Annotated in this window: 24 protein-coding genes and 1 tRNA gene; 13 read left to right on the top strand and 12 right to left on the bottom strand. The window is 38.3% G+C overall.

Going from position 1 to position 26,164, the window contains the following annotated elements; all coding sequences use genetic code 11:
- Positions 1–16 precede the first annotated feature (16 nt).
- Complete coding sequence (pdxA, locus tag AC58DT_RS08025) at positions 17–1,078, bottom strand: 4-hydroxythreonine-4-phosphate dehydrogenase PdxA (protein ID WP_497216351.1); 1,062 nt, start codon at positions 1,076–1,078, stop codon at positions 17–19.
- A 56-nt stretch (positions 1,079–1,134) separates the two neighbouring features.
- Here pdxA and AC58DT_RS08020 point away from each other — a divergent pair, with 56 nt between their 5' ends.
- Complete coding sequence (locus AC58DT_RS08020; RefSeq protein ID WP_497216350.1) at positions 1,135–1,722, top strand: riboflavin synthase; 588 nt, start codon at positions 1,135–1,137, stop codon at positions 1,720–1,722.
- 348 nt (positions 1,723–2,070) lie between these two features.
- Here AC58DT_RS08020 and AC58DT_RS08015 read toward each other — a convergent pair.
- Together AC58DT_RS08015 and mce are read right to left on the bottom strand one after the other, a co-directional pair.
- Positions 2,071–2,144 (bottom strand) — tRNA-Ile (locus tag AC58DT_RS08015).
- Positions 2,145–2,195: 51 nt separating this feature from the next.
- Entirely contained in the window at positions 2,196–2,603 is a 408-nt protein-coding gene (gene mce, locus AC58DT_RS08010; protein ID WP_497216349.1) for a methylmalonyl-CoA epimerase, read from the bottom strand.
- Positions 2,604–2,690: 87 nt separating this feature from the next.
- Here mce and rbfA point away from each other — a divergent pair, with 87 nt between their 5' ends.
- Together rbfA and AC58DT_RS08000 are read left to right on the top strand one after the other, a co-directional pair.
- Positions 2,691–3,104, top strand: coding sequence for a 30S ribosome-binding factor RbfA (gene rbfA / locus AC58DT_RS08005; RefSeq protein ID WP_497216348.1), 414 nt, complete (start codon positions 2,691–2,693; stop codon positions 3,102–3,104).
- 1 nt (position 3,105) lies between these two features.
- Positions 3,106–4,311 (top strand): ABC transporter permease, encoded by a 1,206-nt coding sequence (locus AC58DT_RS08000; RefSeq protein WP_497216347.1) that lies wholly within the window; start codon positions 3,106–3,108, stop codon positions 4,309–4,311.
- A 38-nt stretch (positions 4,312–4,349) separates the two neighbouring features.
- Here AC58DT_RS08000 and AC58DT_RS07995 read toward each other — a convergent pair whose 3' ends face one another.
- Genes AC58DT_RS07995 through AC58DT_RS07985 form a run of 3 tightly spaced genes read right to left on the bottom strand, consistent with a single transcriptional unit; the run spans position 4,350 to position 8,526 of the window.
- A complete protein-coding gene (locus AC58DT_RS07995) occupies positions 4,350–5,006 on the bottom strand; it encodes an FAD-binding oxidoreductase (RefSeq protein ID WP_497216346.1) in 657 nt (218 codons plus the stop codon).
- Positions 5,007–5,055: 49 nt separating this feature from the next.
- Entirely contained in the window at positions 5,056–6,048 is a 993-nt protein-coding gene (gene dusB / locus AC58DT_RS07990) for a tRNA dihydrouridine synthase DusB (protein ID WP_497216345.1), read from the bottom strand.
- Positions 6,049–6,108: 60 nt separating this feature from the next.
- The gene (locus AC58DT_RS07985; RefSeq protein WP_497216344.1) at positions 6,109–8,526 is read right to left on the bottom strand and encodes a TonB-dependent receptor; all 2,418 of its coding nucleotides are present in this window, start codon (positions 8,524–8,526) and stop codon (positions 6,109–6,111) included.
- Between the two features lie 220 nt (positions 8,527–8,746).
- Here AC58DT_RS07985 and lepA point away from each other — a divergent pair, with 220 nt between their 5' ends.
- The gene (gene lepA / locus AC58DT_RS07980; RefSeq protein WP_497216343.1) at positions 8,747–10,543 is read left to right on the top strand and encodes a translation elongation factor 4; all 1,797 of its coding nucleotides are present in this window, start codon (positions 8,747–8,749) and stop codon (positions 10,541–10,543) included.
- 5 nt (positions 10,544–10,548) lie between these two features.
- On the opposite strand, the gene AC58DT_RS07975 is transcribed toward lepA, so the two are convergent.
- Both AC58DT_RS07975 and AC58DT_RS07970 read right to left on the bottom strand, forming a co-directional pair.
- A complete protein-coding gene (locus AC58DT_RS07975; RefSeq protein WP_497216342.1) occupies positions 10,549–10,776 on the bottom strand; it encodes a hypothetical protein in 228 nt (75 codons plus the stop codon).
- A 36-nt stretch (positions 10,777–10,812) separates the two neighbouring features.
- On the bottom strand, positions 10,813–12,681 hold the full coding sequence (locus tag AC58DT_RS07970; protein WP_497216341.1) for a cation:proton antiporter: 1,869 nt from the start codon (positions 12,679–12,681) through the stop codon (positions 10,813–10,815).
- Between the two features lie 139 nt (positions 12,682–12,820).
- Between AC58DT_RS07970 and AC58DT_RS07965 the strand changes: the two genes are divergently transcribed.
- From AC58DT_RS07965 to AC58DT_RS07930, 8 genes are all read left to right on the top strand, one after another.
- A complete protein-coding gene (locus AC58DT_RS07965) occupies positions 12,821–13,681 on the top strand; it encodes an MBL fold metallo-hydrolase (protein WP_497216340.1) in 861 nt (286 codons plus the stop codon).
- A 15-nt stretch (positions 13,682–13,696) separates the two neighbouring features.
- Positions 13,697–15,367, top strand: coding sequence for a S8 family peptidase (locus tag AC58DT_RS07960; protein WP_497216339.1), 1,671 nt, complete (start codon positions 13,697–13,699; stop codon positions 15,365–15,367).
- The gene (locus AC58DT_RS07955; RefSeq protein ID WP_497216338.1) at positions 15,364–17,196 is read left to right on the top strand and encodes a M1 family metallopeptidase; all 1,833 of its coding nucleotides are present in this window, start codon (positions 15,364–15,366) and stop codon (positions 17,194–17,196) included. Before AC58DT_RS07960 ends, AC58DT_RS07955 begins: the two co-directional genes overlap by 4 nt.
- 72 nt (positions 17,197–17,268) lie before the next feature.
- Positions 17,269–17,634, top strand: coding sequence for a ribonuclease P protein component (rnpA, locus tag AC58DT_RS07950; protein ID WP_497216337.1), 366 nt, complete (start codon positions 17,269–17,271; stop codon positions 17,632–17,634).
- Complete coding sequence (locus AC58DT_RS07945) at positions 17,621–18,436, top strand: DUF4349 domain-containing protein (protein WP_497216336.1); 816 nt, start codon at positions 17,621–17,623, stop codon at positions 18,434–18,436. Before rnpA ends, AC58DT_RS07945 begins: the two co-directional genes overlap by 14 nt.
- Before the next feature lie 84 nt (positions 18,437–18,520).
- Entirely contained in the window at positions 18,521–20,143 is a 1,623-nt protein-coding gene (locus AC58DT_RS07940) for a S41 family peptidase (protein ID WP_497216335.1), read from the top strand.
- Between the two features lie 15 nt (positions 20,144–20,158).
- Positions 20,159–20,605 (top strand): hypothetical protein, encoded by a 447-nt coding sequence (locus AC58DT_RS07935; RefSeq protein ID WP_497216334.1) that lies wholly within the window; start codon positions 20,159–20,161, stop codon positions 20,603–20,605.
- Between the two features lie 167 nt (positions 20,606–20,772).
- Complete coding sequence (locus tag AC58DT_RS07930; RefSeq protein ID WP_497216333.1) at positions 20,773–21,144, top strand: hypothetical protein; 372 nt, start codon at positions 20,773–20,775, stop codon at positions 21,142–21,144.
- Here the strand turns inward: AC58DT_RS07930 and AC58DT_RS07925 are convergent.
- The 4 genes from AC58DT_RS07925 to AC58DT_RS07910 form a co-directional block, all read right to left on the bottom strand.
- Entirely contained in the window at positions 21,134–21,574 is a 441-nt protein-coding gene (locus tag AC58DT_RS07925) for a GNAT family N-acetyltransferase (protein ID WP_497216332.1), read from the bottom strand. The genes AC58DT_RS07930 and AC58DT_RS07925 overlap by 11 nt on opposite strands.
- 16 nt (positions 21,575–21,590) lie before the next feature.
- Positions 21,591–22,520, bottom strand: coding sequence for a cation diffusion facilitator family transporter (locus AC58DT_RS07920; RefSeq protein ID WP_497216331.1), 930 nt, complete (start codon positions 22,518–22,520; stop codon positions 21,591–21,593).
- Positions 22,521–22,529: 9 nt separating this feature from the next.
- Positions 22,530–22,961: a ribose 5-phosphate isomerase B gene (gene rpiB, locus AC58DT_RS07915; RefSeq protein WP_497216330.1), complete on the bottom strand. Its 432-nt coding sequence runs from the start codon at positions 22,959–22,961 to the stop codon at positions 22,530–22,532.
- Positions 22,962–23,544: 583 nt separating this feature from the next.
- On the bottom strand, positions 23,545–23,676 hold the full coding sequence (locus tag AC58DT_RS07910) for a hypothetical protein (RefSeq protein WP_497216329.1): 132 nt from the start codon (positions 23,674–23,676) through the stop codon (positions 23,545–23,547).
- Between the two features lie 269 nt (positions 23,677–23,945).
- Between AC58DT_RS07910 and rnr the strand changes: the two genes are divergently transcribed.
- Positions 23,946–26,153 carry a ribonuclease R gene (gene rnr / locus AC58DT_RS07905; protein WP_497216328.1) on the top strand — a complete coding sequence of 736 codons (2,208 nt, stop codon included), beginning with the start codon at positions 23,946–23,948 and terminating at the stop codon, positions 26,151–26,153.
- Positions 26,154–26,164 lie beyond the last annotated feature (11 nt).

The raw sequence follows: 26,164 nt of genomic DNA, 5'->3' as shown, positions 1-26,164 counted from the left end.
AATAGCAATTAGTTTTTTATTTCTTTTTTGAGAAACCTCTTTTCCGGTTTGTCTGTAGTGGATTTTTGGAAATTTCACGGTACTCTTCCCGAGTCTCAAAAATGGAAACCGCACTGAATACCGCTTCGCGAAAGGATTCAAAATTTGCCTCATTTTTTCCGGCTAAATCAAATGCTGTTCCATGATCGGGGGAGGTGCGAATGCGGTTAAGCCCTGCAGTAAAATTTACACCTTTGCCAAAAGCCAATGTTTTAAAAGGAACTAAACCTTGATCATGATAGGAGGCTATTATGGCGTCAAAGTTTTTGTAATTGCCTGAGCCAAAAAAACTATCTGCGGCATACGGGCCGAAAACCAATTTGCCATTTTTACGAATATTGTCTAACGCGGGGCGCAAAAGTGTGTCATCCTCATCGCCAATCACACCATTATCGCCCGTATGTGGATTGATTCCCAAGACGGCAATTTTCGGTTTTTCTATTCCGAAGTCTTCAATTAAGGTATGGTGTATTGTATTTATTTTTTTATCAATTCGTTCTCGTGTAATATTTTTTACCACGTCTTTTACGGCTACATGGTCAGTTAAAAGTCCAACGCGTAAATTTTCAGAAATTAAAAGCATTAAGCTCTCGCCCTCCAGCTCCTGCGCCAAATAATTTGTATGGCCTGGAAAATTAAAGCTTTCGGATTGAATGTTACTCTTGTTGATGGGCGCCGTAACCAAAACATCTATCTTTTTATTCTTTAGAGCCGATACCGCAGTTTTTAAGGATTTAATGGCATATTCGCCTCCTGTTGGATTTTCTTCGCCAAATGTAACATCCACGTGTTCCTTCCAAACATTAAGTACATTTATTTTCTTTGGAACTAGGTCTTCTATTTTATCAATTCCGTGGAAATTGATATCTGTTTCAAAATGTTTTTTGAAAAAAGACATTAGCTTGACCGATGCAAAAATAACGGGCGTACAAAACTCCAGCATACGCGAATCCTCAAACGTTTTTAGGATTATTTCGCTTCCAATTCCATTAATATCACCGATGGAAATACCGACTGTTATTTTATCCGCTATGCTCATTCTGTTTGGCTTTTTTAATTGTTACTTTTGCAGTACAAATGTAACCAAATACTACGATGTTTACAGGAATTATTGAAACGGTTGGCAAAATAGTCCAACTTACCAAGGAAGGTGAAAATCTTCATATAGAAATCGAGGCTCCTTTGGCTCGGGAGCTGAAAATAGACCAAAGCGTTTCACACAACGGGGTTTGTTTAACGGTGGTAAAAGTTAAGGATTCATCTTATGTGGTTACCGCCATTCAAGAAACATTGGATAAAACAAATCTAAAAACACTAACAAAAGGTTCTTTGGTGAATTTGGAAAGAGCCATGAAGCTGGGTGACAGGCTGGACGGCCATATAGTCCAGGGTCATGTGGACGGGACTGCTATTTGTAAAAAAGTGGAAAATTCAAATGGCAGTTGGGTTTTTACTTTTGAATATAAAAATTCAGAATTCAGTACTGTTGAAAAAGGTTCCATTACGGTAAATGGCGTGAGTCTAACGGTAGTTGATTCTAAAAAAGGATCATTTAGTGTAGCGATTATCCCTTACACTTTTGAGAACACAAATTTTAAGAAAATTGAAGTGGGGACCGAAGTAAATCTTGAGTTTGACATAATTGGGAAATATGTCAAAAATATTATGAAGCCTTATTTGTAGAACGGTTTCTATTAAAAAGTATATAGGCTCCAAACAGAATTCCCGCTACGAGCAAAACCCACAAATTGTCATCTATTGGTAGTCCAGGCCCACGATTTTGAGAAGGCGGAGGCGGTCCCTGCCCAGCAGAAGCCGACTGAATAGCAAGCATTATAAAACTATAAATAAATGTTACCATGGTTGTTCATTAACGATTTGGGGATCGTGTTTATGCGCCTAAAGTAATAATTTTTTTTTATCCTCAAATAAAAAAATGAGTTATCGGATGATTAATAACTCATTTTTAATGTGAAAATTGCCTTTAATTTAGGTTTTAATGTAGCTCGTTATAAGCCTTTTGAAAAAAAGTGGTCCCACATGGGCTCGAACCATGGACCCCCTGATTATGAGTCAGGTGCTCTAACCAGCTGAGCTATGGGACCCGATAATAGTTTGCAAATGTAAAACACTTTATAAATACAGCAAAACTATTTTTAGTTATTCTCAATTTCTTGACACAGCTCTACCAACACACCATTTGCAGATTTAGGGTGAAGAAACGCCACCAGCTTATTGTCAGCACCTTTTTTTGGTTCTTCATTCAGCAATATAAAACCTTCATTTTTAAGGCGCTCCATTTCATTTAAAATATCAGTAACCGCAAAAGCAATGTGATGAATTCCCTCCCCTCTTTTTTCTATAAACTTTGCGATTGGGCTTTCAGGGTTTGAAGCTTCCAAAAGTTCTATTTTACTTTCGCCACAACGAAAAAAGGAAGTTTCAACTCCTTCGCTTTCCACCTTTTCGCTTTTGTAGGGCCCACTTCCCAATAAAGCTTCATAAATTTTATTGGCTTCAACAATATTTTTTACCGCAATGCCTATGTGTTCTATTTTTTTCATATTAATAAGTTGATTGCTCAAAAATACAAACTTAATACCATTGAATTTCATTAAGCTTGTGGCTTCATTAACATTCGGTACGGTTTTATGTTATATTTTTGCAGTATGGAAGAAAGCAACAGACAAAAGAAAATAGCAGGTGTTCTGCAGAGCGACCTTGCAAACGTGCTGCAGAATATGCTTCGCGAAGCAGGGCAAATGGGCATTATTATTTCGGTAAGTAAAGTGAGCGTAACTACAGACCTTTCCATTGCGAAGGTTTATGTAAGCGTTTTTCCAGCAGATAAAGCCGAAGCCATTGTGGCTGAACTCAATAAATTAAAGCCAAACATTAAACATCAAATTGCCCAATTAACCAAGCACCAATTGCGTAAAATGCCAAATCTTTCATTTTATAATGATGATTCATTGGAATACATTGAAAATATTGACAAAGCAGTAAAGGGTGAGGAAAACCCGTTGAAAAATCCAGATTTACTTCCGAAACGAAAAAAATCATAGCTTGAATTTTTCGCTCTACATCGCCAAACGCTATTTATTTTCAAAAAGCAGCAACAACGCCATAAATATTATCACGGGCATTGCCGCGGTGGGTGTAGTGGTTGGCGCAATGTCACTATTTATAGTGCTTTCGGGCTTTTCGGGCTTAAAGGATTTTAGTCTTCAGTTCACGAATGTTTTTGACAGCGATCTTAAAATTCTTCCTTCAAGTGGAAAAACAATAACATTTTCCGAAGCCCAAAAAGAGCAATTGAATGCTATAGCAGAAATTGAAACCGTATCAAAAATAATTGAAGAGCGCGTTTTTCTCCATTACAAAGGCAAAAACCATATTGCATACATAAAAGGAGTGGATTCGCTGTATGGCAAAGTGACGCAGCTGGATAGCATACTATATTACGGTGATTGGTTTGTTGAAAACCAAAACGAAGTGGTGGTGGGGCTTTCTACCATTGCAAAACTATCGATGGGCGTTCGTGATTATGGCGCACCGTTGGAAATTTACGTGCCAAAACCTGGAACGGGCCAGCTAAATGCGCTTGACCCATCGGATGCATTTAGTAAGGAAAATATGGTTGTTTCCGGCGTGTATCAAGTAAATGAAGATCTTGATGCAAAATATGTCTTTACAGATTTGGATTTTGCCCGAAACCTTCTTTCTTTGGACACTACAAAGATTTCTTCCATTGAAATGAAATTGTTGTCCACCGCTTCTGAAGAATTGGTGCGTGAAGAGATTGAAAAAATCTTTCCTAAAGGAATTATCATCAAAAACCGAATTCAACAAAATGATGCGCTCTATAAAATGCTGAATACCGAAAATATTGCGGTTTATCTAATTTTTACTTTGATATTGATAATCGCACTTTTCAACGTAATTGGCTCCATAATTATGATGGTTTTGGACAAACGGAAAAACATTAAAACACTTTTCAATCTAGGTGCTTCTTTGCCCGAAATTCGCAGCATCTTTTTCCTGCAGGGCACGCTAATGACCGTGCTTGGTGGTTTGTTGGGGATTATTTTGGGAATTCTTGCCGTAATGGCGCAACTGAAATTTGAGTTTGTAGCTATAACCAGCACCCTGCCCTATCCTGTGAAATTGGAGTTGCTGAATATTGTAATTGTTTTTATAACGATTAGTGTTTTAGGGATTATAGCTTCAAAAATTGCTTCCAGCAGAGTTCGGGAGAAGTTGTTGGTTTAATCCAGAAAATTACAATTCCTTTTAATGTTGGTAAATATTTAAACGATTAAATATTCTGGATCTGCACCCAAACTTATCAATGCATTACAAATCTCTTCCGTGAAAATCTCAGGACCGCAAACGTAAAAACGAGAGCTAAAATCACCAATAGTCTCTATAAGAAACTTACGGTCAATTCTGCGTTCGCGAAAACCGATTACTCCTTCTTGAGTAAATACATTTCTGTAGGCCGGACCCAATAATTTAGTTAATTCATCGTGTAAAATGATGTCTTCCTTGGTTTTATTTGAATACAGAAGCGCAAGATTGCGCAGATTTCCACTTTCGAAAAGCGCTCTGAAAATTGCGATAAAAGGGGTAATCCCAGTACCGCCCGCAATGAATATTCCCGGACCTTTATATTGAATTGTTCCATAGACAGAATGAAGTAACAAATCATCGCCGGTATTCAGCTTGCCCATTTGGGATGTTACACCTTTGTGGTCATCATATATTTTAATAATAAATTCTAAATGATCCCAATGTTGCAATGAAGTAAAGGAAAACGGCCTAACTTGATCCTCCCAACCCGGTTGATTGATGGATATGAGCACCGATTGCCCCGGAGTATATTCAAAATCTTTAGGCTTTTCTAATACGAAACGCTTAACGTTATGGGTAATGTAATATGTGTTTAGTATTTTGAGCTTATTCATTGTGATAGTTGAGCTTCAAAGATAAAGACAATTAAAGTACATAATCCCTTTAAGCAAACTCATAATCCCCAAACGCTTCCAAAACCTCATCAAATGCTTCAAAAACGGAAGCAGAATCATCGCTGGTTACCATTTTCATTCGGTATTCCTTAAAGTTGGGAATTCCTTTAAAATAGTTGGTATAGTGACGGCGGGTTTCAAAAACACCGAGGGTTTCACCTTTCCAGTCTATCGCCATTTGCAGATGACGTTTTGCGGCTTCCACGCGCTCTGCCATTGAGGGTGGAGATAAGTGCTCCCCGGTTTCAAAATAGTGTTTTACTTCCTTAAAAAACCATGGATAACCAATGCTAGCACGACCTATCATCGCGCCGTCCAACCCGTATTTATCGCGCATTTCCATCGCTTTTTCCGGCGTATCCACATCGCCATTTCCGAAGATAGGAATGTGCATTCGCGGGTTATTTTTTACCTCTGCAATTAGTTTCCAATCGGCTTCGCCTTTATACATCTGCGCACGCGTACGACCGTGAATGGAAAGTGCTTGGCAGCCCACATCCTGCAAACGTTCGGCAACCTCAACAATTTTTATGGAATCGTGATCCCAACCCAAGCGTGTTTTTACGGTAACGGGTAGTTTGGTGTGTTTTACCATGGCTTCGGTAAGGCTTACCATTAAATCGATATCTTTTAAAATACCTGCGCCAGCACCTTTTGAAACTACTTTTTTTACCGGACAGCCAAAATTGATGTCGATCATATCTGGACCACTGGCCTCAACTATTTCAACACTGCGCAGCATCGACTCTAACACGGCGCCAAATATTTGAATTCCCACGGGACGTTCCTTTTCGTAAATATCGAGCTTCATCACGCTTTTGGCGGCATCGCGAATGAGACCTTCCGAAGAGATGAATTCCGTAAAAACCACATCGGCTCCCTGCTCCTTGCATAGCGCGCGGAAAGGTGGGTCGCTCACATCTTCCATCGGAGCGAGCAGCAACGGGAAGTCTGGCAATTGTATGTTTCCTATTTTTGGCAATTCTTAAGTTTTGGAACTGCAAAAGTAGTAAATATCAGTAATATGAAATTTTAAAAGAATTTATTTGCCCTCTAGCCTGTCGCCCTCGTCGGTTTCTATTTTTTTGCTGTTATCACGAAGTCGGGCATTTCCGAAGTTGTATTTGAAACCTACTCGGAGCAATCTACTTTCAGTATTTGCATAATAATAGTTGTCTTGGTTATAATAATTTGAAACTGACGCGGTGTTATTAAGGGTGTTAAAAACATCATCTACTCCCACGGTCAAACTTGCACGCTTGTCCCAAAAATCCTTTCTAACCGATACGTTAACATAGCTTTGGTTTTCAAAAAAACGGTTACCAAACACGAAGTTTGAAATGTAAACTCCAGTTAAATCAGCCGTAAAGGAACGATCCTTGGAAAGAGTAAAGTGATTGGTGAGAAAAATATATTGTCCAAAAGTATCATTAGTGTTGGTTTCTGCTGCGCTTTGCAGCGCGTAAAATTCATTGGCCAAATAAAAGGAAGAGGTATTTAAATGAAGCCACCACCAAGGGTTGAGCGAACTAAAATACGTTATATCAAAAGCATATTGATAGCTTTTGATCATATTGGCATCTATACTGCTAAGCGTGCTGTTTGTGTTGTTTTGAAGTACCAATATGTCTAGACTATTCTCAACATTTTGGTAGTAGAGCTCAAAAAATAGTTTGCCCTTGTGATCAAAAGTAAGTGTGATTTTATCTTCAATTGCAGGAACCAGTTTTGGGTTACCCCCATTGAAGTTTCGTTCTGTAATAAAATATTTGAATGGATTTAAACTTTGATAGCGGGGTCTTTCCACACTGCGACTGTAACTCAGTCCAATCCCGTTGTTATCGTTTATTATATAATGAAAAGATGCTGAGGGGAAAAGATCAAAATACTGCTGGTTGTTCACCTGCCCAAAAGAACGGGAAATGGCATCAATGTCTGTATATTCCCCACGAAGACCAGCGGCAATGCTCCATTTTTCCCAATCTTTTTCAAAATTTATATATTCTGCAAAAATATTCTCTCTATAGTTGAAATTATCTGAAAGTGAATTGTTGAAAGTTGTGTTGTTGCTCAATACATCAAAGAAGTCTAATTTGCTTTCAGTGTCAATACTGCTGAATTTGAACCCTGCTTCAAAGGTTCCGCCCCACAATTCCGAGGAAACATCGGCCTGTCCCGTAAAAATGTCGCTTGTTTGTCCAGAATCTGTGTAAAAACTATTGTTCCTCAAAAGATTGCCGTTTGGTAATAAATAATCGGAACTCACGCTTTGGTTTTGGGTGTTGTCATAATAAATATAATTAGCCGAGATTGCCAATGTTGCGCCATTTTCATTTAAAACACGGTTATAGTCCAAGGCAAATGTCAAATTTTGTTTTCCGTAATCCACATAGCTTAAGGTAGTGATTGTGGAATCTAACTGACGCTGTGGGTTAAAAATTAAAGAGTTGCCATTGTTATGGTATTTAACTTCAGGCGTAAGTGAAACGTTTGAAGTAATGCTGATTGTGTTTTTATCGTTTAGCGTAAAGTCCAATACAACATTTCCGTTGTGATTGCTACGCTCCGTAGTTCGGTTAAAGTCGGTTTCCCAAATAGATTTAGTGGAGACCTCGTCTGGCTGAAAATAGCGAATGTAGTTTTCATCTTCCTTATATTCTTTTTTATCTGCATAAGAATAACTCGCATAAATGTTTACCCAATTATTTTTATAAAAATGCGAAGTCCCAAAATTATATTTTGGGTATATTCCTTGCTCGTAGTTCGCATTTACGGAGCCTTTATAACCAATGGAAATCGCTTTGGAAGTAATAATATTCAGTACCGTTCCTGCGTCCGCATCGTATTTTGAGGAAGGATTTGTAATTACTTCAACAGATTTAATGGCCGCCGCATCGGTATTCTGCAATAGTGAATATACTTCTTCTGCGGAAAGATACACCCGCTTGCCATTAATATAAATAACCGGAGTAGATAGTTTTATTTGGATATTTTCGTTTGTAACGATAACACCCGGTGTTTTCTTTAAAAGATCTACGGTACTGCCCGTGGAAAGTGAAGTGTTCTCCACTTCAAAAACAAGTTTGCCAGGGGTTTTACGTATGGTTGGCAGTTTTGCAACAACTACCGTTTCATCTAGCATTTGTTGGTTTTCCCTTAAAACTAAGTTGCCTAAATTTTTATTTGAAGAAAGTTGAATGGTTTGTTGCTTATCTTCAAAGCCAATATAGCTGAAGTTTATAATATAGGTTCCTGCTTCTAAATTTTTCAGAACAAAAGAACCGTCTTCATCCGTAGTAGTACCTTTTAATGGATTTTCTCCCTCATTTTCATAAACCAAAACATTCACAAATGATAGTGGGGCGTTATTTGTATCCAATACATTCCCAGAGACAGAAAAGTCTTGTGCCATCAAAACTCCTGCTTGAAGGCAGGAAAAAAACATAATAAGTCTTGTCATAACATAAGTAGATATCTGGGGCGACACCCGTTACTATGATTCTTTATCTGGGGAGAAAACTAAGTTTGTATAGCTGAAATACAGCTTTACACTACAAATATGTTAAAAATTTATTAAACAAAAACAATCTCAACACAATTATTTTAAGTGTTTTAATGATAGCACATATAATCACTCTTTTAATCTATATTTGCAACTTGTAGCACGAGAAGGAATTTTTATGAAGAACATTCGCAATTTTTGCATCATCGCCCACATTGACCACGGAAAAAGTACCTTGGCAGACCGTCTATTGGACGCCACTGGCACCGTGACCGATCGCGAAAAACAAGCACAGTTGCTTGACAATATGGACTTGGAGCGCGAGCGCGGCATCACCATTAAAAGTCACGCCATACAAATGGATTACGTATATAATGGTGAAAAATATACCCTAAATTTAATCGATACTCCCGGTCACGTGGATTTTTCATATGAAGTTTCCCGGTCCATCGCCGCTTGTGAAGGTGCTTTGTTGATTGTAGATGCCGCACAAAGTATACAGGCGCAGACCATTTCTAACTTATATTTAGCTTTGGAAAACGATTTGGAAATAATTCCAGTTTTGAACAAAGTAGATCTTCCATCTGCAAATGTTGAGGAGGTAACCGATGATATTGTGGATCTTTTGGGCTGTAAAGCCGAAGAAGTAATTCCGGCAAGTGCCAAAACCGGATTGGGAATAGATGAAATTTTGAGTGCCATTATTGAGCGTATTCCTCCGCCAAAAGGCAACCCAGACGAATCTTTGCAGGCTTTGATATTTGACTCGGTTTACAATCCTTTTCGGGGCGTTGAAACCTATTTTAGGGTTCTTAACGGTGAAATCAGAAAAGGGCAGCACATCAAGTTTATGGCTACCGGAAAAAGTTATTTTGCCGATGAAGTGGGTACGCTAAAACTGAAACAACAGCCAAAAGACCTAGTAAAAACAGGCGATGTTGGCTATATTATTACAGGAATAAAGGAAGCGAAAGAAGTAAAAGTGGGTGATACAATTACAGATTCCAAAAACCCGACCGTCAATATGATTGAAGGTTTTGAAGATGTAAAACCCATGGTTTTTGCAGGAATATATCCCGTGGATACCGAAGATTACGAAGAGTTGAGAAACTCCATGGAAAAGCTACAGCTAAATGATGCTTCGCTGGTTTTTATACCTGAAAGTTCTGCTGCACTTGGTTTTGGTTTCCGCTGTGGATTTTTGGGAATGCTTCACCTTGAAATTATTCAGGAAAGACTTGAAAGAGAGTTTGACATGACGGTAATTACCACCGTTCCAAACGTTTCCTATCACGCTTATACAAACAAAGAACCGGATACACCAATCTTGGTTAATAATCCTTCAGACCTTCCCGATCCTTCAAAGCTCAACCGTGTTGAGGAGCCATATATTAAAGCTACAATCATTACAAAATCAGACTTCGTCGGTTCTGTAATGTCACTTTGTATTGAAAAAAGAGGTGAAATTACCAACCAAACATATTTAACCACCGAAAGGGTTGAACTTACTTTTGACATGCCTTTGGCGGAAATTGTTTTCGACTTTTATGATAGATTAAAGACCGTTTCCAAAGGTTATGCGTCTTTTGACTATTCCCCAATAGGAATGCGCCAGTCGCACCTTGTAAAAGTAGATGTTCTCTTAAACGGAAACATTGTGGACGCACTTTCGGCCTTACTTCACCGTGATAATGCATATGATATTGGAAAGAAAATTTGTGAAAAATTGCGACAATTAATCCCAAGACAGCAATTTGACATTCCAATACAAGCGGCAATCGGCGCAAAAATTATTGCCCGCGAAACCGTAAAAGCACTTAGAAAAGACGTTACAGCAAAATGTTACGGTGGCGATATTTCGCGTAAGAGAAAACTTTTGGAAAAGCAGAAAAAAGGAAAGAAACGTATGCGCCAAGTGGGCAATGTGGAAATTCCGCAGGAAGCTTTTATGGCGGTGTTAAAGCTTAATGATTAATTAGCTCAATTATTACAGCTTGCCCCAGCTTCCACTAAACCAGAAACATAGACATCATAAGGCGTTCCCGTGTTTTGTCCGTTAACTGAAGCATTGCCATCACCTTCCTCACATACTTGAAAGCTCGTGGTTTCAGGAGAAGAGCAGGTAGTACAGCCTCTTCCGTCGTCTTTTTTACAGGAAAACACAGTGAATCCTGAGATTATAGCTATAATAAAAAAGAGTTTTTTCATTGGAAAGGTTTTGTTGAAAACGGTTTGTAGCAGTAATTATTTTGGGGCAGCAACCTCTTTTTTGGTTTTGGTTGCATTTGCCACATCTTCAAAATCCATCGGCTTGCCTAGATAGACTAACGCGCTTCCTTCTTCAACTTCCAGTTCGTCGGGCGCAGTTGTTAAATCCAAAAATCCATTAGGGCGTTTTAGAAAAAGAGGAATGGCACTTTCATTTTCACCAATAATATTTAGTACTCGTAAAAATTGGCTTTCACTTCCCACGGGAATTTCTTGAATTGAAGGAAAGTCGTGTGCAACTTCGGTAAACCGGGTATAGTCGTGGGTATATGAAAACAATTCCCGAGCAGAAAGATGTTGGCGCTCCCGCATTTCTTCCGAAGTCATCAAACGGAAGGTTCCGTTTTCTCCAAAATATTTTCCAAAACGGCTAATAGCCTGCTTATTAATTTCATCATTGCCTGTCATGGCAAGCAAATAGCCCACATCGTTCAGCTCAATATTATCCGTAAGATCATCTGAATAAATATTTGCAGTAATTGCCTCAAGGCCCAGCTCTTTGGCCTTATTCACATTTAATCTGTTTGAATCCAACAAAACCACATGCCTTCCACTTTTTTGAAGATAAGATGCTATAAGTCTTGATACCTTAGATGCCCCCACAATCAAAATTCCATCAGATTTTTTTAGGAATACCCCAACCATTGAGGCAACGGGTCTTGCGGTTGTGGCGTTCAACAAAACTGTTACCAAAACAACGGCAAATACTAATGGAGTAATATATTCTGCACCCGGCTCACCCTTTAATACCAATTTAGTTCCAAAAAGTGAGGCAATACCCGCTGCTACGATACCTCGTGGGCCCACCCAGCTTATGAATATTTTTTCATTTATTTTAAGTGACGAATTAACGGTACTGAGAAATACTCCCAAGGGTCTTAAAACGAATATTACAATTGCCATTAAAATGGCGGTTTTCCAATTATAAACCAGCAAGAGATCATCCAGGCTAATGTTTGCAGCCAAAAGGATAAATAAAATTGAGATCAACAAAACACTAAGTGATTCCTTAAAATACAGCAATTCCTTTAAACTGGGCAGATCACTATTACCCAAAAACATTCCCATTACTACGACCGAAAGCAAACCTGATTCGTGCGCAAAAAGATCGCTTTCTACAAAAATCAGTAATACAACCGACAGCGAAACTACATTCAATAGGTAGTGCGGAATCAATTTCTTTTTAATAGCAAAATAAAGTGCATATCCTCCAGAAATACCAAAGGCAAAGCCTATTAATATAATTTTTCCAAATTCAATAATAGCTTGTTTGGTGTACCCGCTGTCGTGCTCAACACTAATAAATTCAAACACCAATACCGCTACCAATGCGCCTATGGGGTCTATCAATATTCCTTCCCATTTTAGCACTGCTGAAACATCTTTCTTCAATGGAATATTTCTCAAAATAGGAGTAATTACAGTTGGGCCGGTTACAATTATCAAAGCAGCAAATAGGAAAGATATTTTCCAACTAAGGCCAAAAACGTAGTAGGCAGCAACGCCAGCTCCCAAAAAAGTAATAACTGAGCCCAAACTAATAAGCTTCACGATTACCGGCCCTACTTTTGAAATTTCACCACGCCTTAAAGTCAATCCGCCTTCAAAAAGAATAATACCTATGGCTAGGGAAACAAAATAAAAGAGGTTTTCTCCAGGGAATAAACCTTTGCCATCACTATAGATAGGTTGTATCCATTGGGTTCCATCTTCAGAAAAAAGTGTAGAAATAGGGCCAACAAAAAGACCGATTAAAATTAGGGGTAAAATAGCGGGTATCTTGAATTTCCAGGCCACCCATTGGGCCAATATCCCTAAAATTATAATTCCGGCAAGTTCTACCATATGGTTGGGTTTTGGGCGAATTTAAGCATATTTAATTCCGCCGGATTATTAATGATTTGTTAAAAATAGCATAATTAATTAATTCTTCGGGGTTTGGTCTGTAACGCTTTTATTAATTTGCGACTCATTTCTTCATATTATGCAATTATTCCCTATTGAAGCTGGCAATTTTAAACTTGATGGCGGCGCCATGTTTGGCGTTGTACCAAAAACCCTGTGGAACAGGACCAATCCTGCCGATGCCAATAATATGATAGATATTGCTGCTCGCTGTCTTCTTATTGAAAACGGGAATCGGCTTACATTGATTGACACCGGAATGGGTAACAAGCAAAGTGAGAAATTTTTTGGTTATTATTACCGATGGGGAGATTTCAACATAGACGACTCACTTAAAAAACATGGTTTCCATCGCGATGATATTACCGATGTTTTTATGACCCACCTCCACTTTGACCACTGCGGCGGCAGTGTTCAGTGGAACAAAGACCGTACAGGCTATGAGCCAGCTTTTAAAAATGCTACATTCTGGAGCAACAAAGGCCATTGGCAATGGGCTACGGAACCAAACCGAAGGGAACAAGCTTCTTTTTTAAAGGAAAACATTTTGCCGATGCAGGAAAGCGGGCAACTTAAATTTGTTGCACAGCCCAATTCAGATTATGCAGAAGCGAATGAACTTGATTTTGGAATCCTTTTTGTAGATGGGCATACAGATAAACAAATGATTCCGCATATCAAGTACAAAGGGAAAACCTTGGTTTTTATGGCAGATTTGCTTCCTACAGCCGGCCATTTACCATTACCTTTTGTGATGGGTTATGATACCCGCCCCTTATTAACCCTTCCCGAAAAGGAGAAATTTCTTAATAATGCTGCGGAAAACAATTTTTACCTCTTTCTTGAACACGATGCCCACAACCCAATAATAACGGTTCAAAATACTGATAAAGGTGTTCGTTTAAACGAAACGTTATCACTCAACGAATTTTTTAATTAACTTATAATTTCTAAAATGAAACTATTTAAGATTACCTTATTTGCGGTTGCAATGTCAACTGTTTTGACAGGATGCGGAAGCGGAGCCGCTATTATTGCAACTCCCATTCAAAATATTGATTCCAATCCATTAAAAACAACTCCTCTTACTGACGAGCAGTTAAAGCACTGGCCGGCAATGGATTTAGTAAAAGATACCGTGCCCGGGATGAGTGTGGACAAAGCCTACAGCGAAATCATAAAAAAGCGCAAAGGCGAAATCGTTATCGTTGGGGTAATAGACAGTGGTGTGGATATTGACCACGAAGACCTTAAAAATGTAGTGTGGACCAACCCTGGCGAAATAGCAGGAAATGGTATTGACGATGATAAGAATGGTTTTGTGGATGATGTTCACGGTTGGAATTTTCTAGGAGATATTGTTGGTGAAAACATGGAGTACGTTCGCATCATCAGAAAATTTAAACCGAAGTTTGAAGGAAAGAGTGAAGCTTCAATCAGCGCTGCAGACCGAGAGAATTATGCAACTTATCAAAAAGCCAAAGCTGAATATGAGAAGGAGTTTTCAGAAATAACGGCAAACAAGGCGCGTTACGAGCAGATTCTTTCGCAATTAAAGCCAACACATGAGGCAATGGTCAAAAAGCTTGGAAAAGAAAATTATACCAAGGAAGATCTTTCTGCATTACAAAACCCATCACCACAAGAACAACAGCAAATAGCGATGCTTAGCCAAATGCTGAATTTTGCAGATTCGGTTCCGGAAGTTTTGGAAGAACTGGAGGGAGGCATTGAGTATTTTACCGATAGATTGGATAACAATTTCAATATGACTAAAGATTTTCGGGGCGTTTTGGGCGATAATCCTGAAGATATTGCAGACAATATTTACGGCGACAATAACGTGGCCGGTCCAGATCCCACAAAAGAAAACGTAAAACACGGAACCCACGTGGCAGGAATTATTGCAGCAGAGCGCAACAACGGCATCGGAATGGACGGTGTTGCAAACAACGTGAAAATTATGGCTATTCGGGCAGTACCCGATGGTGATGAATATGATAAAGATATCGCATTGGCCATTCGTTATGCGGTTGACAATGGTGCAAAAGTGCTTAACACCAGCTTCGGAAAATATTATTCTCCACAAGCAGATTGGGTTTATGACGCCATTAAATATGCAGCTTCAAAAGATGTTTTAATCGTGAATGCAGCCGGAAACGATGGTTTCGATTTAGATACCGTAAACGTTTATCCAAACGATCAATTTGATAACGGTTCCGAAATGGCAGATTCATTTTTGACTGTTGGAGCTCTTAATTACAAATATGGAAGCGAAATGGTTGCAAACTTTTCAAACTACGGAAAAACCAACGTGGATGTTTTTGCGCCAGGCGTTAAAATTTGGGCAACTACCCCTTTAAATACCTATGAATTTTTACAGGGAACCTCAATGGCTGCCCCAGAAGTTGCAGGCGTTGCCGCAATGATTCGTTCCTATTACCCCAACCTTTCCGCACAACAGGTAAAACAAATTTTGATGGATAGCGGTCTTTCAATTAACACTCAGGTTGTTTTGGGCGGAGAATCTTCGAACACTGAATCTTTCTCGAATATTTCAAAATCGGGTAAAATGGTGAATATGTATAATGCCCTAATTATGGCAGATAAAATGGCTAACTTATGAGGCATGTTTTAACTAGCTTATTCTTTATTTCTGTATTTTTTTCCGCCTTTGCACAGAATAGCAGCTATTGGCAACAGCAAGTTGATTATAAAATGAACGTCGATGTGGACGTAAAAAACTTTCAATATAAAGGAACACAGGAGTTGAAATACACAAACAATTCTCCCGACACTTTGAATAAGGTTTTCTACCATCTTTACTTTAATGCTTTTCAGCCGGGTAGTGAAATGGACGTGCGTTCGCGCACCATCGCAGATCCGGATAGCCGCGTGATGGATAGGATTTCAAAACTATCACCTTCAGAAATTGGATACATAAAACCAACGCTGTTCACCCAAGATGGCGTTGCCGCAAACTATACTATTAGAGGTACGGTGATGCAGGTTATGCTGAACAAACCTATTTTGCCAGGTGAAAGCACTCTTTTCAATATGGAATGGGATGCACAGGTTCCCTTACAAATTCGTCGTTCAGGACGTGATAGCTCAGAAGGCGTTGCACTGACTATGACCCAATGGTACCCAAAACTTGCAGAATACGACTTTGAAGGATGGCACGCCGATCCGTACATAGCACGCGAATTTCACGGTGTTTGGGGCGATTTTGACGTTACTATAACCATTGATGCCGATTATACAATTGGCGGAACCGGTTATCTTCAAAATCCAGCTGAAGTGGGTCACGGTTACACCGAACCCGGACAGAAATGGATGAAACCCAAAAAAGGAAAATACACTTGGCATTTTTTAGCGCCAGACGTACACGATTTTGCCTGGGCCGCAGATGATGAATATATACACGACACATATCCTGGCCCTAATGGTGTAAAGCTGCATTTCTTTTATAAAAACGATCCTGAAATTGCCGAGAATTGGAAAAATCTTCAACCAAAAACTGCTGCATTGATGGAGTTTTTCAATGAGCAAATTGGGGAATATCCCTATGAACAATATTCTGTAATTCAAGGCGGTGACGGCGGAATGGAATACGCCATGAGCACGATGATTACTGGAAAGCGTGAGTTTGGAAGTCTTGTAGGCGTAACCGCTCATGAGCTGGCGCATTCGTGGTTTCAATTTGTTTTGGCTACTAACGAGAGCAAACACGAATGGATGGATGAAGGTTTTACATCCTATATTTCAGATGAAGCTATGAATTATGTGATGGAAGAAAACAAGCCAAATCCACATGCTGGTTCGTACAGAAGTTATTTTTATATGGCTACAAGCGGGGCAGAACAGCCATTAAGCACCCACGCAGATAGGTACGCCAGCAACCGCTCTTATGGTATAAATGCATACAGCAAAGGCTCAGTATTTTTAACGCAATTGGGATACATTATCGGGCCTGAAAATCTTTCAAAAACATTGAAGCGTTATTATTCAGATTTCAAATTTAAGCACCCAACACCAAATGATTTTATCCGCACCGCGGAAAAGGTTTCTGGTTTTGAATTGGATTGGTACTTAACGGATTGGGCGCAGACTACCAATACTATCGATTACGGAATAAAATCTGTAGAAAGTGAAGGGGAAAACACTAAAGTAACTTTAGAAAGAATTGGCTTAATGCCAATGCCTATAGACCTTTACGTAACCTATGAAGACGGTACACAAGAATTGTTTTACATCCCATTGCGAATGATGTGGGGTGAAAAACCAAACCCATTTACCGATTTAAAACGCACTGTTTTGACGGATTGGGCTTGGGCATATCCCACGTATTCCTTTGAAATAAAGAATGAAAAAAAAGTAAAAAATATGATGATTGACGCCACGCGAAGAATGGCAGATATTAATCCTGAAAACAATATTTGGGAAAAACGATAATCTTTACTTTCCTTTTTTCAAAGAGACCTCGCAAGTGCTAAATCCTGCGGGGTCTTTTTATATATTTACAGTGTGAACCAAAAATTTCCCAAAAGCCAAAAGCTTAAAAGCTCTAAAACAATTGAAAATTTGTTTTTGGAAGGGAAAACACATTCCAAATTTCCAATAAAAGTACTTTTTCTTCCGAAGACAAACCTTGAATCAAATCTCGCTGCTTTTGCTGTACCAAAGAGAAATTTTAAATCGGCTGTGGATCGAAACCGCGTAAAAAGACAGCTTCGCGAAGCCTATCGGCTTAACAAACACTTACTTGATGAAATTCACGGCAAGAAATTTGTGATGCTCTTTCTTTTTTTAGGAAAAGTTAAACCGCAGTACACCGAACTTGAAAAAGCAATGGTAAAGCTGCTTAAAAAATTACGGGATGAAAACAATTAGCACTTTACTTTTATTGTTCGTTTTGGGATGTTCAAACGGAAGTTCCAACAAAAATTACGAAGCAGGTTCTGCTATGGCGGAAATGGATATGGCCGAAGAAGCCGTAGTAACACAGCAACTTGTTCCACCACCTTCATCTGAAGAAAGTGAACAAAAAATAATCAAAACAGCCCGTTTGGCTTTTGAAACAAAGGATGTGGAAGCAACACATAAGAAAATCCTACAACTGGCTTCACAGAACAAAGGCTTGGTGCAAAACGACAACAGTGGAAAAGATTACAACCGAATTTATAAATATTTAACAATTCGCGTACCGACTGAAAATTTTCAAAAGTTTATTGACGGTATTTCCGAAGGGGTTGACTATTTTGATCAACGTGATATTTCCCGACAGGATGTTTCCGAAGAATTTGTGGATCTACAAGCGCGTTTAAAAGCAAAACGCACGCTGGAAGACCGCTACCTAGAATTGCTTAAAAAAGCAAATAACGTTAAGGAAATGCTTGAAATAGAACGCGAACTTTCCAACATTCGTGAGGAAATTGAAGCAAAACAGGGTCGCTTACAGTATCTTGAAAACAAGGTTTCAATGAGCACGGTAAATATTGAGTTTTACAAAACCACTGCGGAAACAGGCATCACCCAATCTTACGGGCAAAAAATGAAAAACGCGCTGCAAGGGGGTTGGAACGGTATTTCGGTATTTTTCCTGGGCATTTTATACCTTTGGCCTTTATTCCTCGTTGCAATAATTGTTGTTATCATTCTTCGTATATTTCTGAAGAGAAGAAAGAAAAATTAAAAAGTTATTTAGTTATTGGGTTACTAAGTTTTTAACCATAAACTCTTAATAACTCAATAACTAATAACCCATTAACCTAAAATGATGAAAAAAAGAATAATAGTTCCCATCATCGCTGTCGGTATATTTTTTACTACCGTAAGTTTCAAAAGTGACTTTTTTGAAATTGCAAAGCAGATTGAAATCTTTACCACACTTTTCAAGGAATTGAACATGAATTACGTGGACGAAGTAACGCCCGCAACCCTTATGGACAAAGCCATTAAAGGAATGTTAGAAGATTTGGATCCATACACGGTGTATTGGAACGAACAACAGGTAGAGGATGCCAAAATCAACAATTCCGGCATTTATACTGGCATTGGTGCAACCGCACAAAGTAGAAAAGATAAAATTATTATCGTTGAACCCTACCAAGATTATCCGGCCGATAAAGCCGGTTTAAAGGCTGGGGACGAAATAATAAAAATCGGCAACATAAATATTGCAGATTTGGAAGACGATGCCGGCGAATTGTTAAAAGGCGCACCCGGCTCAACCGTTGATGTAACCTATAAAAGACAAGGGAAAACTGCAACTGCAACCATCACCAGAGGGGCCGTAGACCTTAAAGCGGTTCCGTTTTACAAATTGATAAATAACGATATTGGATACATTGTTCTTTCACAATTCAACCGAAAAACTACTATTGAGACCAAAGCTGCGCTGGTTGATTTAAAATCGCAAGGCGCAAAAAAAATCATCTTGGATTTACGCGGAAATCCAGGAGGTTTATTGAATGAAGCCATAAATGTGGTAAACCTTTTTGTAGATAAAGGCGAAGTAATTACCACGACAAAATCGGTTATTGAAAAGTATAATCAAACCTATAAAACCAAAAGCGACCCCGTAGATACTGAAATTCCCCTCGTAGTTTTAGTAAATGGAAGAAGTGCCTCCGCCAGTGAAATTGTTTCGGGCGGATTGCAGGATTTGGACCGCGCCGTGATTGTGGGGGCACGAAGTTTCGGAAAAGGCCTCGTACAGCGTCCAAAAAAATTGACCTACGGAACTCAGCTGAAAGTTACCATTTCCCGCTATTACACACCCAGCGGACGTTGCATACAAGCTTTGGATTACTGGCACCGCGATGAAAATGGCGACCCACTGCGGAAAGATGCCAAAGAGTACAACGCTTTTAAAACCAAAGGCGGCAGAACGGTTTATGACGGTGGCGGAATCCTTCCCGATGTGGAATTGAAATCGGCTGTTTTTAGCCCAATTACCACAGCTTTATTAAGGGACAACGCCATTTTTGATTATGCTACCAAATTTTATTACAGCCATCAAATGACGGATTGGAAGAACTTCAAATTTACTGAAGCAGACTTTCAGGATTTTCTGAAGTTTTTGAAGGAAAACAATTTTGAATACGAAACCGAGACCGAAAAGAAGTTTGCCGAAGGTTTAAAAATCTCTGAAGAAGATGATATGGGCAAAGATATTTCAGCGAGCTACAACCAACTTATGGCGGCAATAGACGCTGCTAAGGATAAGGCTATTGTCGACAAAAAAGTGGAAATAGAATCCTTACTGACCGATGAAATTTTAAAGCGTTATTTTTATCGCGAAGGTTTGTATAATTACCAAATTGAGCACAATCCGGAGATTTTGGAGGCGGTTGCTGTTTTGAATGATTCTGGGCGATATACTAAGATTTTGAAGTAAATTAATACAATTACCATGAATAAACATTTAATAAAAAACCATAGACTTTGGATAGTTTTTACATTCTTAAAGTATGTGTGTTTTTTAGTGATTTTTTATTATTTGGTTTCAAAAAATATTGATTGGTATTTGATAATTTTACTTTCAATTTACCCTATTTATTCATTACTTAAAAATGAAAAAATTATTTTAGAAATTAATAATTCTGATGAAGAGGTAATTATATCATATTATTCAATTCTAATGGGTCAAAAAGAATTAAGTATAAATTTGGATCAAATTATTGAAATAGATTTCTACAAAGGTTTAATCATAAAATATAAATCTAGTTTAGGAAAAATTATTCAAACTTATAGAATAAACGCTGAACCCTGGAATAATCTTTATGGACAAATAAAAGATTTAAAACTAGCCTTTCAAGAATTTCAAGCTACTAAAGAAGAAATCAAACTAAGAAACTGAATTTCTTACAAGAAAAATCATGCAATCCTTCCTAACCCTCTTCGAAACAATGCCCGTTTGAATGAAAGCTGCTAAGAATTTCTACATAAAAGAAAATTAACACTGCTAAATTTCACTTAACAAAACCTTAACTGCCTGTTTATCAATATTTTCGTACTTTAGCAGTTATGGTAAAAGTAGACAGAGACGAAAACAAGGAGATTCTAAAGGAATCTGTGGCCTATTTAGAGAACCGGGGTTTTGAACACATCCAGGCCGATGTGGAAGGTTATGAAACTCCAAAATCCTATCACAAAAAAGATAGCGATGTAGTTATTACGCCAGACATAGTAGCGGATCGTGCGGGAATTAAGCATTATTTTGAAATAAGCCTAAAATCTGAAAAACCGCGCTTGCTAAAATCGAAATGGCAGTTTTTGGATACATTAACGCGCATGCGTAACCAGCGTTTCAAAATCATTACCCGTCGTGGACATTATAAATTCACGGATGAAATGCTTAAAGATCTTAATCTTGAAAAGAACTTAATTAAGCTCTAAGCATCGCGATGTGTGGGATGCCATCTTCCATGTAGCGATCGCCAAAGGTTTTAAAACCATGGCTTTCATAAAAAATAACTAAATACACTTGAGCCGATATCTTTATTTTATCGGCTTTAAAATTTGTTTTAATGGCTTCTATTGATGCTTTGGTAATTGCGTGGCCATAGCCCATTTTTCGGTAGTTCTCGCGCACCAAAACCCTTCCAATTGAGGCTTCGTCAAAATAATCGCCAGCTTGAAAACAGCGTGTGTAAGCAACTAAAATACCGTTTTCCCAACCCATAATATGTAAGGCGCGTTCGTCTTTTCCATCAATATCTTGATAGACGCAATCCTGCTCCACCACAAACACTTCGCTTCGCAATTGTAAAATAGCGTACAATTCATTCGTGCTTAATTCTTCAAAATTCTTTACTTCAATTTCCATAGCATTTTAAATAAAATCAATCCTGAACAATAATATCTTTTGGATCGTCTTTTTGGTGTTCCGGTTGGATGGTTACGTGGTTTATTCCAAAGTCGTGATACAGTAATTCTTCAACCTTTATCAACACGGCATCAAACTCTGAAAGGGTGACGTCTTCATAAAAATCGATATGCGCTTCCAAATGGGTTTCCTGTTCATTCAGTTGCCAAATGTGAATATGGTGCATATTCTTTATCTCCGGGATTGTACAAACAGCTTTGTTTATTACTTCCAAATTTAAGTCATCGGGCGTGAAAAGCATCAAAACCTTGAAAGAGCTTTTCAACAAATCATAACCCATTATCAATAAGTAGAGCGCTATCAAAACGGTCAAAAGGCTATCTACCCAAAACCATTCAAAATATTTCATAAGCAAACCACCAATCAAAACGGCGACCGATGCTGCCATATCGGTAAGCAAATGCAAATAGGCCGAGCGCATGTTCATATTGCTTTTAGAGTCTTTAAAAAGCAACAAAACACTAAAACCGTTAAAGAAAATTCCTAAAATAGCGAGCCAGATTACCAAGCCGCTTTCAATGGCCTGGGGATTGAAAAAACGAAGGATAGCTTCGTAAATAAGGTAAATTGCAACTATAATCAAAGTAGCAGAGTTTACGAAAGCGGCAATAATTTCAGCGCGTTTGTAACCGAAGGTTTTTTCTACGGAAGCATCTTTTTTTGAATATCTGTCGGCAATGTAACTTACAATTAAAGAAAGTACATCACTGAAATTATGAAGTGCATCTGAAAGTAATGATAGACTCCCAGAAATTACGCCTCCAATTGCTTGCGCAACTGTAATACCAATATTTAAAAGAATGGAAAGTAATAGCTTTCTTCCTTTCAAATCTGGGTGCGAATGCCTATGCGAATCGTTATGGGAATGTGCGTGGTTGTGAGCCATTTTTAATAATTAGGAACAGGCTATTTTTTCAACGCGATTTTTGTGGCGGCCGCCTTCAAATTCGGTTTTTAGAAAAGTCTTCACCATTTCAACAGCTTGTGGTTTGCTGGTGAAACGTGCGGGAATACTCAAAACATTGGCGTCGTTGTGCTGACGGGCGAGCTCGGTAATTTCTTTGGTCCAACAAAGGGCGGAACGCACTTTTTGGTGTTTATTGGCGGTCATATTTGCACCGTTTCCGCTGCCGCAGATTATGATACCAAAATCTACTTTTCCGTTTTCAACATCTGCCGCAACGGGATGTACAAAATCTGGATAATCTACACTTGCTTCGCTATCGGTTCCGTGGTTAATAACTGTATGGCCTTCTTTTTCAAGAAAGGAAACGATTTCAAATTTATACTCTGTGCCTGCGTGGTCGTTGCCGATGGAGATTTTCATGATGCTAATTTTTTTCAAAGATAAAACATCGTGTATTTATTTAAGTAGAAATACATGTATAATTATAGCAGCAACTGTGTTCATTGCCTATTGATTTTCAATTAATAACGATTTCTTAACGGTGGGTTCATAATTTGGTTAACAACATTGTTGATATTTGTTTGCGGAAAACCGACAATTAAAATTGCACGTTCGGGGATTATTTACAATAGGTTTAAAATTTGCAGAATACCAAAAATTTAATTCATTTTTTACGTGTAATTTATTAGCAGCATTTCTTTCGTTTCAAACAACATTTCCATAAAAACTTATAAGATTTAGGTTGTCAAAATAGGTTGTTAACCGTTGTTAACTACTATTGCTATTCCATTATTTTCAAGGCTTTTAAATCTTAAATTTATGTTAACAACGTTTTATTAAAAGGCGATAAATTGATTTCAAAACAAAACTCAAAAAAGTTATTCCACATATTAACACCCTATAATCATCACCATTTTTTATTTTAAAAATTTAAAAAAAAGAAATGATGTATAATTATATGTTGATAACAATAAATTTTGCTGAAATGAATTTTTGATATTTCTTAAACTATTTTCAAGTTGGAAGGATGGTCCAGATTTTTGATAATTTCCGCTGCTTCTTCAATGTCGTCAATATGTACTTGCAGGCGAATTCCACCAATAGCGTTGGAATAGAAAGGAAAAACACTGATCATTAGTTTCATTTTGAAAAAAATAGCGGATCTCTGCCTGGTCGAACAATAGCTGAAGCACCGCGTATTCTGCAGGATATTGAAAGATAGCTATGGTCTTAAAGTGCTTCATTTTTAAACAGAAGTTATTAAGTTACTAAGTTATTTAGAAATGCAGCTAATAACTATTAACTTAATAACCTATTAACCCTTCCCAAGGTACTAAATCTTTCCTAATGTAAACACGTCATTCTTTGAGAAGTAGTACTTTTACGCTAATTACAAAAACAACTATGCCAAGACATAAACGAAAAAAGAAAAACAATAAAATTGAAAATCTTTCCCAAACCATACTGAACATTCTTCGGAAAGATCATTCACAAGCTTTCAACTACAAGCAAATTGCCGCAAAATTGCAATTGGACGATCCCAGCAGCAGAAACCAAATTGTAAAAAAACTAAAGGATCTGCAGGGCAAGGGTAGCATCCAAGAAATTGAACGTGGCAAATATATACTTACCCCTTCGCAAAATTATTACACCGGAAAAGTAGATATAGCAGGCCGTGGCCAAGGTTATATAATCGTTGAGGATTTAGAGGACGATATTTATGTGAAAAGCAAAAACCTAAATAAAGCCTTAAACGGCGACATTGTTGAAGTATATGTTTTTAAGCGTAAAAAAGGTGGAAAGACGGAAGGTGAAGTAACGAAGATTATAGAAAGAAAACGAACAGAATTCGTCGGTACCATCCAAGTGCAGGAAAACTTTGCATTTGTTGACGTTACCGATTATAAAATGTACACAGATATTTTTGTGCCGAAGAATAAAATAAACGGTGCAAAAAATGGTGAAAAGGTTTTAGTAGCCATGGAAGATTGGCCCGAAAAGGCCGATTCACCAACTGGAAGCGTTCTTAAAGTTCTCGGAATGCCTGGAGAGCATAATACAGAAATCCATTCTATACTTGCGCAATATGGTCTTCCGTATGAATTTCCAAAGGAAGTGGAGGATTTTGCCAATAAAATTGATACTTCAATAAAAGCTTCTGAAATAAAAAAGCGTCGCGATATGCGCGACGTGCTCACATTTACGATAGATCCAAAGGACGCAAAGGATTTTGACGATGCGCTTTCTTTTGAAAAACTTGAAAATGGCAATTACGAAATCGGAATCCACATTGCAGATGTTTCGCATTATTTAAAACCTGGAACAGAACTAGATGATGAAGCTTATGAACGTGCAACTTCAGTGTATTTAGTAGATAGAGTAGTGCCAATGCTTCCGGAAATCCTTTCAAACAACGCTTGTTCCCTTCGCCCAAATGAGGAAAAATATACTTTTTCCGCAGTTTTCGAAATAACCCCAAAGGCAGAGGTTAAAAAACAATGGTTTGGAAGAACCGTAACGTACAGTGATGCCCGTTTTGCTTATGAAGAGGCGCAGCATATTATTGAAAATTCGAAGGATGAAACACATACAATTCCCTCAAAAATTTCAATCACCGATAAGGAATATACGGTTAAACCAGAAATTGCCGAGGCCATTCTGGAAATGGACCGTCTTGCAAAAACGTTGCGAACCAAGCGTATGCGCGCCGGCGCAATTTCTTTTGATAAAGTGGAAGTGAAATTCATTCTCGATGAAAATAACAATCCCGAAGGAGTTTATTTCAAGGAAAGCAAAGATGCGAACAAACTGATTGAGGAATTTATGCTTTTGGCAAACAGAAGTGTTGCCGAATTCATAGGAAAACAGGAACCTAAAAAGACGTTTGTTTACAGAGTTCACGACGAACCGGACGACGAAAAGATTGCCGCTTTGGAAAATATTATCAAACGTTTCGGCTATAAACTGAACACCAAGGATCGCCATTCCACCGCCCAATCCATGAACAAACTTTTAAAGGATGTACAGGGCAAAAAAGAGCAGAATTTAATTGATACGCTCGCCATCCGCAGTATGAGCAAGGCAATGTATACCACGCATAACATTGGCCATTACGGTCTCGCGTTTGATTATTACACACATTTCACTTCGCCAATCCGTCGTTATCCCGATGTAATGGTGCATCGATTGCTTCAGCATTATTTGGATGGCGGAAAATCTGCCAAGGAAGAGGAATACGAAGAAAAATGCGGCCACAGCAGCGATATGGAAAATCTCGCCACCAATGCAGAACGCGATAGCATCAAGTATATGCAGGTGAAGTATATGCAGGATCACCAAGACCAGGAATTTTTGGGAGTAATTTCAGGAGTTACCGAATGGGGGATCTATGTAGAAATTATTCAGAATAAATGCGAAGGTATGGTCCGTTTGCAGGATTTAAGCGACGACCGTTACGAATTTGACAGAGATGAATATGCAGTAATTGGCCAGCGCACCAAAAACGCTTATCAATTAGGTGATGAAGTTTATGTAAAAGTGAAGAATGCAGATTTAGTGAAGAAACATCTTGATTTTACAATGCTTGGGCATCGAAAGGATTATAAAAACTAAAATTTTATATA

This window comes from Aequorivita sp. CRS11 (assembly GCF_059693805.1).
Note: the sequence above shows the minus strand (reverse complement) of the source record. Positions and strands in the feature narration are given on the sequence as shown.